The following is a 13,383-nucleotide window of genomic DNA, read 5'->3' on the forward strand; positions in this document are numbered from 1 at the left end:
GTAATTACCTTTTAATTAGTTTTTTCGTTACTGAAGCATTATTTATTTTAATATTGACTAAATAAAATCCGTTAGACAGACGATTTAAATTAAGTTCTAATTTTTCATCTGAAACAATATTATGTGAAAAAGAAAGTGCTTTTTTACCCATAATGGAATATACTTCTATAGTTGCATTTCCAAATAATTGGTTTTTAAATTCAATATTTAAAACATCATTAACTAGTGTAGGGTATAATTTTAATCCAGTTTCCAAAATGTTATCTTCAGTGCTCAACGTACCACAACTTGATGATATTACTCCATTTCCATCTACTTGTAGTGTTGCACCCGCACCACAAGACGAATCAGTCAAGAGCGCCTCAACATCATTAACAGGTACTACCGTATAATTATATGATGGTTTGGTTACTGAACCTATATTTGTTCTTCCATTAATACAATTGTCAAAATTAAGTGCAACCGTTCCTCCATCACCACTGGCATTACCATATACTGAACTAACGTTAGCAAAATTACTATTTTCAACATAACATGTTAAGTTATTTGTTCCACCACCTAAACCTAATGCAGTTGAACCTGAAACACTTGTACTATAATAGCAATTCAAAATATGAAGCTCTGCGTTTCTTGCTCTTGGCATTCTACTTTTGCATCCTTCAGCCCAATAACAATTTTGAAATGTCACACTAAAATGTCCATCGGCAGGAGCATTACTACTACTAGAACCAATTAAATTGGAAAAACGATGATCGTTAGACCCTCCAGGTCCACCAGGAACTGCTGGCTTTAGGTAAGTAAATTTGCACCATGATACGGTCACATTATCTGTAGTGTTCTTTATATCAAAGTTACCATCGGTTCCATCTTGAAATTCGCAGTGGTCTACCCAAAGGTTTACACAACCTTCAGAGGAAAGATTATCTCTTCCATCCACATCATAAGCCCCTGGTCCTTCAAATATTAAATTTCTAATAATAACATTTGATGAACCTGCTTTCAGGTTTAGTATTCCAGAACCCGATTGTGTTTGATTATTATTAATGAGTCTTGCACCTGGTAAACCTAGTATTGTTTTATTAGTTACTACTTCGCTAATTTGAAGTTCAGCAGTTGAGAAATTAATTGTACCAGAAACCAAAATTACTTGTGGAGTTGGTAATTTGAGACTATTTTTTAGTTCATTATAAGTTGATACCGTTATAGGTAAGACACTTCCTCCTCCAGTAGCTAGCTCCCCAAATCCCTCTGGAGAAGATGTATAAAAATTTTGGCAAAAAAATGTTGTGTAAAATAAGTATATATATAAAATTAATATCTTTTTCATTATTTTATGTTAAGTTTGGATTTAAGTCTTTATTGGTAATAAAATTAAAGTAAAGAATAAGTATGCAATCGATTACAAATATAAAATTATAATTAAGATAAAAATTAAATTATTAAAATAAAAAATATAAAATTGTAAACTATTACATTTTATATATAAGTACTTCCCTAAAAAATCTTTGGTAATAAAAAAAAAAACAATATATTTGTGCAATCGATTACATTTATTTGTAGTTAACATAATTTTATATTAATAACTAAACTAAACTATTTATGACTAACAATCTTTTAGATTATTTGCTTTTCAAAACAAAAGAAAGTAAAATAACCAAATCCTATTTAAAAGGTGTCTATTACTTTTTGTTTATTGGTTTGCTATTAGTGAATACAAACATTCTAAACGCTCAAAGTAAAACTATAAGTGGAACAGTAACCGATGGTGATTTAGGTGGCCCATTACCTGGAGTAACTGTTTTAGTCAAAGGCACGTCTAAAGGAACAGCTACAGATTTTGATGGAAACTTCTCTTTAAATGTGGAGAATGCTAATGCTACTTTAGTATTTTCATTTATAGGTTATGTGACTCAAGAAATCAGTATTGCAGGAAAAACAACGGTAAATTTGGTACTTCAAACAGATACAGCTGGACTTGATGAAGTTGTGGTAATTGGTTACGGTACAGCCCGAAAATCTGATTTAACTGGTTCAGTTGTTTCAATTTCAGGTGATGATTTAAAAGAACAACCCATTGCCAATGTTGCTGAAGCCTTAACGGGTCGTTTAGCAGGGGTTCAAATAACTTCTTCTGAAGGGTCTCCAGATGCTAATATTAATATTAGAGTAAGAGGTGGAGGGTCAATTACTCAGGACAGTTCTCCATTAATAATTGTTGATGGGTTTCCAGTAAATAGCATCAACGATGTCTCGTCTTCCGATATTGCAAATATTTCTGTTTTAAAAGATGCCTCATCAACTGCTATCTATGGTTCCAGAGGAGCCAACGGTGTAGTTATAATAACTACCAAAAGTGGCAAGGAAGGTAAGGTTACAGCTAATTTTAACATGTTTTATGGAGTAAAGAAAATTGCTAATACTATCGATGTGCAAAGTCCTGAAGATTTTGTTAAATGGCAATATGAGTATGCCTTACTGCGTAATGGACCTGAAAATCTAGATTCCTATGAAAGGTTCTTCGGTTTATGGCAAGATTATGACCAATATTTAGGGCAAAAGGGAAATAACTGGCAAAAACAAATTTATGGCCAAATGGGGGAAGTTGAAAGTCGTGATTTAGCCATAAGAGGTGGGTCTGAGAAATTTAATTTTAACTTTAACTATGCAGTTTACGATGAAAAAGCCATTCAGATTGGATCCAATTTTAAAAGAAATAACTTATCATTATCTTTAAAAAGCAAAGCTAATGATAAAATAGATTTATCATTTACTCTGCGTTACTCTGATACTGAAATTAATGGAGGTGGAGCCAATGAACAAAACGAAGTTTCTTCAGCAGATGCAAGGTTGAGGCATAGCGTAGGTTATGCACCCATTCCTATAGCTGGCATAACAGCAGACGATGCTGATGATGTAGATATTTCTGGTTATTTAGTAAACCCGTTTGTTTCAGTAGATGACAATCAACGTTTACAACTGAGAAAAAACTTTAACATGGTAGGGAGCTTTTCTTGGAAAATCACTGAAGACCTTAAATATCAAATGGATTTAGGACTTGATAATCGTAATGATTTAGATTATCGTTTTTATGGGCGTACTACCTATTACTCAAATAACATTCCAGTAGCAGAAAATCAGGGGTTGCCATCTTTAGTGTCAGGTGATGAAAAACGAGTATCATTTAGAAATGCTAACACCCTAAATTATGATTTTAAAAAACTGCTAAAAAATGAAGATCACAATATAAAACTTCTAGTTGGTGAAGAAATGATTTTAACAAAAAGAAATGAGCTCACCACTGTTGTACACGGTTATCCAAAACTTTTTGATTTCCAAACCACTAGAAATCTAACTAGTCAAGGCACTCCACAAGCTATAGATGATTTTTTTAGTCCTGATGATAAACTACTATCGTTTTTTGGTCGTTTAAACTATGATTTTAAAAATCGTTATCTTTTAACGGCAACATATCGAGCTGATGGATCCAGCAAGTTCCTAGGAAATAATCAATGGGGGTATTTTCCATCTGCAGCTTTTGCATGGAAAATTTCTGAAGAGAAATTTTTGGAAAATACAGATTGGATAAATACTTTAAAAGTTAGACTAAGTTATGGTGAAGCTGGTAACAACAATATACCCGCCGGACAAACCATACAAAATTACCTATCTACCGTAACCTCTCAAATAAATACTTTTGAAAATTATTGGCGCCCATCTAGTACATTGGCAAATCCTGACTTGAAATGGGAAACCACAGTAACACAAAATATTGGTCTAGATTTTGAGCTATTCAAGGGAAGGGTAGTTGGTTCATTTGAAGCTTACAAAAATGTTACTAGAGACCTATTAATTAGGTTTCCAATTCCTGGATCAGGTTATGATGATCAATTTAGAAATCTTGGTGAGGTTCAAAACAAGGGTTTTGAAGCTTCGTTAAATATTGCCGCCATTGATAATAAAGATTTTGGTTTCGATATTTCACTCAATGCTGGATTTAATAAAAATCGCATAAACTCACTTGGTGGTTTAGATGATTTTGGTCAAAACACCAATTGGGCTTCCTCACAAATTGGGGTAGACTATTTAGTATCCGTCGGACAACCACTGGGCATAATGTATGGTTTCCAAAATGATGGTCGTTATGAAGTATCAGATTTTGATTATAACCCGACGACAGAAACTTATACACTTAAAGATGGTGTAGTTGATAATCAATGGTTAAACGGTGTTGGTCCGGGAACCATGAAATTAAAAGATATTAGCGGTCCAGACGGTGTACCTGATGGTATTGTGGATATAAACGATCAAACCGTTATTGGGGATTCAAACCCAGATGTTACTGGTGGAATTGTATTTAATGCAAGGGCTTACGGTTTTGATTTTTTAGCTGCTTTTAGCTACAGCATAGGAAATGATATATATAATGCCAATAAAATAGAGTTCACAACCTCTAATCTCAATGCACAGTACAGAAATTTAAGTTCAATAATGGCTGACGGTAACAGATGGACAAATTTAGACCCCATATCAGGTCAATTAGTAACAGATCCTGTACAATTAGACGCCCTAAATACAAATACTTCAATGTGGTCCCCTTACATGTCCCGTTTTGTATTCAGTGATTGGGCTGTGGAAGATGGATCTTTTTTAAGGTTAAATACCCTTACATTGGGTTATACAGTTCCAGATAATATTATTTCTCAATTAGGCCTTTCCAACTTAAGATTTTATGCAACTGCCAATAATGTTTTCATTATTACCAATTACTCGGGGCTTGATCCTGAAGTTTCAACCAGAAGAAGAACACCTTTGACACCAGGTGTAGACTACTCTCCTTACCCAAGAAGTAGACAAATTGTTTTCGGTTTAAATCTTAATTTTTAATAAAATATTCTTTAGAAAATGAAAAATATAATAAAAATAATTTCAGGCATTATGTTAGTCAGTCTATTTAATTCTTGCCAAGAGATGGAAAAAGACTTTTTAGAAGCACCAGCAAAATCATCTATTGCTGATAATGTGATTTTTTCAAACCCTGATTTAGCGCAAGGAGCTGTTGACGGAATCATAGAAATCATTGCGCATACAAACTCTTACAGAGGGCGTCATATACCATTCTATGGGTTTAACACCGATACTGAGTGGAATTATAGTTCCGACCAAGTAGGGAGTTCTCAAGGAGAACTCATGATTTATGACACAAAACCAAACAATGACCAAATGAATAGAGATAATAGTTCTTGGAACGAAATCTACATAGGCATTGAACGTGCTAATAAAGCTATTGAAGGGATTCGTACTTACGGTAATACAGAACCTGGAAATGAACTTAGTCGTTTACTAGGTGTCGCCCTAACTTACAGAGCTGTTTTTTACGGCGACTTAATTAAAGCTTGGGGAGATGTACCAGCCCGTTTTGAACCCATAAATTCTGAAACTATATACCTAGAAAAAAGTAGTCGTGATATCATTTATAAACAAATTATAAATGACTTAGAAGAAGCTTCAGCATTGGTACCATGGCCCAACGAAAGTCCTAAAACCACTTCTGTAGAACGTATAAACAAAGCATTTGTAAAAGGCCTAAGAGCGCGTTTGGCTATGGCTGCAAGCGGGTTCCAACAGTATCCTGATGGTGTTAGAAGAAGTACCGATCCAGACCTTTCGGTTGCTAACATGTATAAAATTGCATTAGATGAATGCCGTTCAATCATTAATAGCGGTACAACACAATTAGAACCTACTTTTGAAACCGTATGGAGAAAATTGAATGAAGAAAACATAAGTGCAGGAGGCGAATCTTTATGGGAAATGCCATTTGCAGATGGTCGTGGTCGGGTAAATTTCTCTTTTGCAGTGCGTCATAGAAGTGTAGATCAGCACACTGGACAACCCAGAGGAGGCATTGCTGGACCTTTACCAACTGTATTTTATGATTTTGATGAATCAGACAGTCGAAGAGATATTACTTGTGTTCCTTATGAATGGGGGACGGCTGATGTTTCAGGATTTTCCCAACAAAATCTAGTCGGATTGAATACCTGGTATTTTGGAAAGTATCGCTATGAGTGGATGAATCGCTATGTGACCTCGTCTAATGATGATGGTATTAACAAATTGGTTATGAGATATGCTGAAGTACTATTAATAGCTGCTGAAGCTGCTAATGAATTAGAAGGACCAGCTGCAGCTGCACCCTATTTAAAAGAGATTCGTAGAAGAGCTTTTGATGCTGCTGACCATTCCGCAAAAGTTGATGCATACGTTGATGCTTTAACTAGTAAACAAGATATGTTTGATGCTATTGTAGATGAACATAAATATGAATTTACAGGTGAAATGGAACGAAAACATTCACTTATTAGATGGAATTTACTTGGTACAAATTTAAGATTAGCAAAACAAAAAATGACTGATCTATTGAACCGAACTGGTGATTATGCTGATGTTCCTACAACACTTTACTACAAATATCAAGTAGACAATGAAACCCTAGACATTTATGGATTAAATAGAGGTGAAACTACAAATCCTGGAGTAGAATATTCTGCAAAAGATTGGACCAACTTACCTGAAGTAACAATAAACTCCCTTTTCAAAGAAGGTGTTGATCCTGATACAAGACAATTTTGGCCTATATGGCAAGTGTTTCTGGATGGTAGTAATGGCAAACTAGTAAACGACTACAACTACTAAAAGTAGCCACATTAATAATTAAGTTATGATAATTATGAAAACAAAAAATATAATAAAAGTATTATTCACACTACTGATAACATTTTTGGTGACGAATTGTGGTTATAATGAAGATGTGATTGAAGAACTCTCTATTAGCAGAGAATTTGCTCCAGTTTCCTTAACTGCTAGAGTCAGAAATCAAACTGTTGTAGAATTAAATTGGACCATAAATAATGATATTAATCTATATATTGTTGAGTTTAGCGCAGATGATCCTAATTTTACAACTATTTTTCAAACTGTTGAAGTAACACCTGAAGAATTACCCGTTCAAGTTCAGTTGGAAGGGCTAACAGAATATTCTATTAGAGTTAAAGCTGTGAGTTCAAATGGTTTGAATGATTCATCTTGGGCTGTTACTACCGCAACAACTTTAAGTGAGCAACTTATGCTACCTTCCCAACCTGGTGATATAGGATATGATCAAGTTACCTTTAGATGGCAAGCAGGTGTAAATGTTACTCAATTAGTTATTCAACCAGGTGATATAACGTATAATATAACCGCTCAAGAAAAAACAGCTGGCGTAGCAACCGTTTCTGGATTAATTGGTGAAACTGAATATGCAGCTATTTTACTAAATAATGCCAAACCTAGAGGTTCATTAGATTTTACTACAGAAGTAGATCCATCTACAGGTACGGTAGTAAATTCAACCGCCGATTTATTACAAGCGATTGCTAATGCTGCATCAGGTGATGTTTTGATTTTAGAGCCTGGAGATTACACATCTCAAGTAGGAACAGCATCTTTAGATAAATCAATAACTATAAGAGGTTTATTAAGTTATGATAAACCACTTGTGGGAATTAATTTTGAAATCATTGATGGCGCTACCGATGTAAATCTGATTAATCTAGATTTAGATGGAGGGCTTTCGGTAAATGATGTTGTAAGATACACGGGGGCTGGTAATTATAATTCGCTATTAATTAGAGGCTGTAATATTCATGATTTTGCACGTTCGTTTATTGCAGGTAGTGTAACGGATGCTATCCTTCAAAATTTAACGGTTGAAAATTGTATTGTAACAAACATACTTACCAGTGGTGGTGATTTCATAGATTTTAGAACTTCAGATGTATTAAATCTTAATGTAACTGCCAGTACATTTAACAATTGTGCTCCGGGTCGTGATTTTATAAGAATGGATAATGCTGGTACCTCAAATGGTAATGCTGTTAGTAACATATTATTAGACAGCTGTACTTTATATGCTTGTTCTGATAATTCGAGTAGAAGAATTTTATACGTAAGATTTGTTACAAATATTGTTACAGTTAGAAACATGTTAATTACGGATACGGATTCTGAAGGTTATGCCGATAGAGCGGGAATTGATGAAAATCCAACATTCAGTAATAATAATTACTTTAATGCACCAGGATTTTTTAATACCTCTCAGTATATATTTGATACTGGAAATTATACTGAATTAGATCCAGGTTTTGTAAATGCAGCCGCTGGTAATTTTACGGTTACCAATCAAACTTTAATAGATAATGCTGTTGGCGATCCGCGTTGGAGACCTTAATAAATTGAATTTATTTATTTAGTTAATTATAAAAGAGGTGTGCATCAATTTTGTATACCTCTTTTCAATATAAATTCTATTAAAATATCAAAATTAAAATGATTAAAAAGTCTATTTTTTTTCTGATTATACTTTTATTTGGAAACCATTTTAATTATGCCCAAAAAATGGCATTCCCAACAGCAGAAGGATTTGGCCAATATGCTACAGGAGGACGAGATGGATTAGTTTATATTGTAACAAACTTAAATGATGATGGAGAAGGAAGCCTAAGAAAAGGTATTTTAAAAAGCGGTCCCAGAATAATTGTTTTTGATGTTTCAGGAACCATTGAGCTTAAAAGAAATTTAGACATCAATAAAGGCGATTTAAGTATTTTGGGGCAAACCGCGCCAGGTGATGGTATTACATTAAAAGGTTTTCCAGTAACAATAAAATCGGATAATGTAATCATACGTTATTTAAGATTTAGAATGGGTGATAAAAATGAAGTACAAGGTGACGCTTTGGGTTGCAGAGATACAAAAAATGTGATTATTGACCACTGCTCTATCAGTTGGGCTACAGATGAAAACGCATCTTTTTACAACAATGAAAATTTCACATTACAATGGTGTATTATTTCAGAAGCTTTAAATAAGTCCGTACACGAAAAGGGTGCTCACGGATATGGTGGCATTTGGGGCGGCATAAAAGCCACGTTTCATCATAACTTAATTGCTAGTAATAATAGTAGAAACCCTAGGTTTAGCGGTTCAAAAACTACTGCAAACAATGAAAATGAATTTGTAGATTTTAGAAACAATGTTATCTATAATTGGGGAACAAATAGCATTTACGGTGGCGAAAATGGCAAGTATAATATCGTCAATAACTATTTTAAACCTGGTCCTGCAACTACATCATCCAAACAAAACAGAATAGTGAGCCCTTCAGAGCCTTACGGGAAATTTTATGTTCATGGAAACTTCATGTTTAATTACAAAATCGTATCCAAAAACAATTGGAATGGTGGTGTGCAATGCAAAAACCTTGAGGCTATTAAATTGAATAACGTAGTTGATATTTCAAGAAATGTTAATACTTCTCGTGCAAAAAAAGCATTCAACAAAGTACTGAAATACGCTGGAGCAAATATTTTTAGAGATAATGTAGATGATAGGATTATAGCAAACGTAAAAGAAGGACAATCAAGCTTTAAAAATGGAATTATAGATTCTCAAGAGGATGTTGGAGGTTGGCCAAGTTTAACAAGTAATAAAGCAGCTATAGACTCAGATGAAGATGGTATTCCTGACAGTTGGGAAATAAAAAACAAATTAGATATTAACAAAAAAGATTCTAACTTATATTCTTTAAACTCTAGTTATACAAACATAGAGGTATATAGTAACTCTTTAATAAAAAAGTAAGCATGAAAATTAAAAATGTAATTAATTATCTATTCAGATTTTTAGTATTTGTTATACTATTTGGTGCATGTAAAGAAAACAAAAAGGCCATAACAGAGCAATCACCTTTTGATATTGCGGACAAAATTATTAGTGACATAAAGAACCCCAAATTTCCTGATAACACTTTTAATATTATAGATTTTGGAGCGGTTTCAGATGGCGAAACCAATAACAGTGAAGTAATTAAAAAAGCCATTGATAGTTGCTTTAAAGTTGGAGGCGGAAAAGTAGTAATTCCAGCAGGTCGTTTTTTAACAGGTCCTATTCATTTAAAAAGCAACATCAACCTCCATTTAGAAGAAGGCTCTGAAGTTTTATTTTCTAAAAACCACAAGGATTATTTGCCAGTGGTTCATACTTCCTATGAAGGTCAAGAACTCATGAATTACTCGCCTTTAATCTATGCTTTCAAACAAAAAAATATTGCTGTAACTGGTAAAGGAACCTTTAATGGTCAAGCAAACAATACCAATTGGTGGCCTTGGTGTAGTAAAGAAATCTATGGATATATTGAAGGAACACCTCAACAAAAAGATGAACACAACCTTACTAGATTATGGGAGATGGCTGAAAGCAACACACCTGTTTCTGAACGCATTTTTGGAGAAGGCTACCAACTTAGACCTTTATTTATTCAGCCTTTTGAATGTGAAAATGTATTAATTCAAGGTGTAACGTTCACTAATGCTCCTTTTTGGGTTATTCACCCAATAAAATGTAATTATGTTCGTGTAGATGGCGTAACGGTTAACAGTCATGGACCAAACAACGATGGCTGTGACCCAGAATATTCAAAAAACGTTCACATCACCAATTGCGTTTTTAATACTGGTGATGATTGTATAGCCATAAAATCTGGAAGAAACAATGATGGAAGACGTGTTAACATTCCTAGTGAAAATATCGTTGTTGAAAACTGTTATATGAAAAATGGTCATGGCGGTGTTGTAATGGGGAGCGAAATTTCCGCAGGTGTAAGAAATGTATTTGTTAGAAATTGTAAAATGGATAGCCCAGAACTAGATAGGGCGATTCGAATTAAAACCAACACACTAAGAGGTGGTTTTGTGGAAAATGTATTCGTTAAAGATATCCAAGTAGGCCAAGTAAAAGAATCGGTTCTTAGAATAAACACCTATTACGGAATCTATGGCACACAAGAAGGCGATTTTATGCCAACTATAAAAAATATTCATTTAGAAAATATTACAGTAGAAAACGGAGGTAAATATGGCGTTTTGATAAAAGGCAGACCAGAAAGTTTTATAAAAAATGTTACACTTACGAATGTTAATATTAAAAAAGCCAAAACAGATTTATCGGTTGAAAATTCAGAGCCTATAATTTTTAAGAATACTACCATTAACGGAAAACAATATTAATTTTAATAACATGAAAAAACTAATCATTTTAGCAATTGCCTTTTTGAGTGTCTTTTCTTGTAAGGAAAAAAAATCTCAAGATGCTACTGACACATCAAATGATGTGACTGAAGTTCAACCAACTTCCAAAACTTATGCTGAAATCTCTATTGCTCAAGGTGGAGAATGGATTGATGGACCAAGAGGCCATAAGGAATATAGCGGAGGGACTTCATTTAAAAACATAGACTCGCTACATGTTCCTAAAGAACATACCGATCATACTTGGTTTATTCGTTATGAAGGTCCTGGTTGGGAAAACGGTCAAATTGGGTATCGCATATATCTAGATTGGAGAAATGCCATTGACATTTTTGGTAAAAAAGTGGATTCTATTGTCCTGCCTTATGCTGGTCAGGATGGATTTGATTCTTACCATGAAACTTCAGATTGGGGACAAGATATTCTTAAAGCTGGAAAATCAATGGGAATTGGTGGCTACGGACGTATCGTTGCCGATACAATTGTACATTTTCAAAAGGTAAAAAATACGTTTACTAAAATGGAAAATACTGAAAGTAGTTCCTCAGTAAACATATTTTATGAAGCTTGGGAATCCGGAAACGAGATTATCGATTTAAAATCTAAACTAACTATCTATCCAGAAGACCGATATACTAAAGCAGAACTTACATCTTCTAAAGAAGTTTCAAGTATTTGTACTGGCATTGTAAATCATGGTGTGAATTTTCATAAAAAAGAAGGCGAAAATTGGGCATATATTGCTACCTATGGAGTTCAAACCCTTGCTACTCCTCCAGACAATTTAGGAATGGCTCTTTTTTATAAACTAGAGGAAGTTACTGAACAGAAAACAGGACAGTACGATCACCTCGTAATTTTTAAACCAACAACCCAAACGATAACCTACTACTTTTTAGGAGCTTGGGAACAAGAAAAAAATGGTTTAAAAAACGAATCTGAATTTCTGGCAGATTTAAATAAAAAGCTAGAATTACTAGATAGTACAAACGGTCTTTAAAATCATCAAGATGAAAAATTTCAAAATATACATTTTACTAATTTCAATTATTGTTCTATCGGTTTCAGGATGCAAAAATTCGAATGAAAATGCAAAAAATGATAGTGAAACTATAGAGAAAATTATTCCTGAAAACTTAAAATGGTCTGAGCGCATGATGCTTTCAGAAATAGAGCGATTTCCCAAGCCTTCTTTATTGGATTTTAGAAAAGACCCTAAATGGTCTTATACACCTGGATTAGTTTTACAGGCATGTTCAAGAGTGTATGAAAATACCGGAAATCAAAAATACTTTGACTACATCTATGCGTACGCAGATGAAATGATTGATAGTATGGGTAATATTAAAACTTATAAATTATCAAATCAAAATTTAGATATGATTAAGTCGGGAGATGTTTTGTTATACCTATATCCTAAAACCAAAGAAGAGCGTTTTTTAAATGCAATGGAAACTCTAAACAGTCAGATGGAATCACAACCAAAAACGTCCGAAGGGGGCTATTGGCATAAAAAAATCTATCCATACCAAATGTGGTTAGATGGCTTATATATGGCTGAACCTTTCCATACACGCTATGCAAAAGAGTACATAGGAGATGAGACTGAGAGACAAAAAATATATGACGATGTGATTCATCAATTTGATTTAATACAAAAACACAGTCGCGATGAGGAAACGGGATTACTATATCATGGTTGGGATGAAAGTAAAGAACAGAAATGGGCTGATAAAGAAACCGGAAATTCACAACATTTCTGGTCTAGAGGAATGGGATGGTACGGAATGGCAATGGTAGATGTTTTGGATTTTTTACCAGAAAACCATCAAGGTAGAGAGCGTATTATAACCTATTTAAACCAATTTGCAGAAGCCGTAGCAAACGTTCAAGATGAATCAGGTTTATGGTGGCAAGTTATAGACCAAGGCAGTAGAGAAGGAAATTATTTGGAAGCTACTGGTACATCCATGTTAACTTATACTCTTACAAAAGGCGTTCGCAAAGGCTATTTACCTAACAAATATTTAGATATTGCCAAAAAAGCATATGCTGGTATTATCAAAAATCTTGTATCTGTCGAAGAAAATGGTATTGTTAATCTAAATAAATGTTGCGCAGTTGCTGGTTTAGGCGGAAATCCATATAGAGATGGTTCCTATGAATATTATATAAACGAAACAATACGTTCTAACGACCCAAAAGGAACAGGTCCTTTTATTATGGCAAGCCTTGAATTAGACAAATAAATCAT

General features: G+C 33.9%; 8 protein-coding genes. 7 read left to right on the forward strand and 1 reads right to left on the reverse strand.

Translation table 11 applies throughout. The annotated features are described in order from the left end of the window. Nucleotides 1–4: 4 nt before the first annotated feature. Nucleotides 5–1,327, reverse strand: a complete 1,323-nt coding sequence (locus AC1XJX_RS00355) for a T9SS type A sorting domain-containing protein (protein ID WP_482001968.1) — start codon at nucleotides 1,325–1,327, stop codon at nucleotides 5–7. A 272-nt stretch (nucleotides 1,328–1,599) separates the two neighbouring features. Here AC1XJX_RS00355 and AC1XJX_RS00360 point away from each other — a divergent pair, with 272 nt between their 5' ends. The 7 genes from AC1XJX_RS00360 to AC1XJX_RS00390 all read left to right on the forward strand — a co-directional run bounded on the left by AC1XJX_RS00360 (nucleotide 1,600) and on the right by AC1XJX_RS00390 (nucleotide 13,378). Further along, nucleotides 1,600–4,884: a SusC/RagA family TonB-linked outer membrane protein gene (locus tag AC1XJX_RS00360; protein WP_482001969.1), complete on the forward strand. Its 3,285-nt coding sequence runs from the start codon at nucleotides 1,600–1,602 to the stop codon at nucleotides 4,882–4,884. Between the two features lie 18 nt (nucleotides 4,885–4,902). Continuing rightward, on the forward strand, nucleotides 4,903–6,696 hold the full coding sequence (locus AC1XJX_RS00365) for a RagB/SusD family nutrient uptake outer membrane protein (protein WP_482001970.1): 1,794 nt from the start codon (nucleotides 4,903–4,905) through the stop codon (nucleotides 6,694–6,696). A gap of 34 nt (nucleotides 6,697–6,730) precedes the next feature. After that, complete coding sequence (locus AC1XJX_RS00370) at nucleotides 6,731–8,272, forward strand: DUF5123 domain-containing protein (protein ID WP_482001971.1); 1,542 nt, start codon at nucleotides 6,731–6,733, stop codon at nucleotides 8,270–8,272. Between the two features lie 167 nt (nucleotides 8,273–8,439). Continuing rightward, nucleotides 8,440–9,684 (forward strand): pectate lyase family protein, encoded by a 1,245-nt coding sequence (locus AC1XJX_RS00375; protein ID WP_482001972.1) that lies wholly within the window; start codon nucleotides 8,440–8,442, stop codon nucleotides 9,682–9,684. A gap of 2 nt (nucleotides 9,685–9,686) precedes the next feature. Continuing rightward, nucleotides 9,687–11,108, forward strand: a complete 1,422-nt coding sequence (locus tag AC1XJX_RS00380; RefSeq protein ID WP_482001973.1) for a glycoside hydrolase family 28 protein — start codon at nucleotides 9,687–9,689, stop codon at nucleotides 11,106–11,108. 10 nt (nucleotides 11,109–11,118) lie between these two features. Continuing rightward, a complete protein-coding gene (locus AC1XJX_RS00385) occupies nucleotides 11,119–12,129 on the forward strand; it encodes a DUF4861 family protein (RefSeq protein ID WP_482001974.1) in 1,011 nt (336 codons plus the stop codon). Nucleotides 12,130–12,139: 10 nt separating this feature from the next. Beyond that, nucleotides 12,140–13,378 (forward strand): glycoside hydrolase family 88/105 protein, encoded by a 1,239-nt coding sequence (locus AC1XJX_RS00390; RefSeq protein WP_482001975.1) that lies wholly within the window; start codon nucleotides 12,140–12,142, stop codon nucleotides 13,376–13,378. Nucleotides 13,379–13,383: the final 5 nt, after the last annotated feature.

Source organism: Flaviramulus sp., assembly GCF_982512915.1.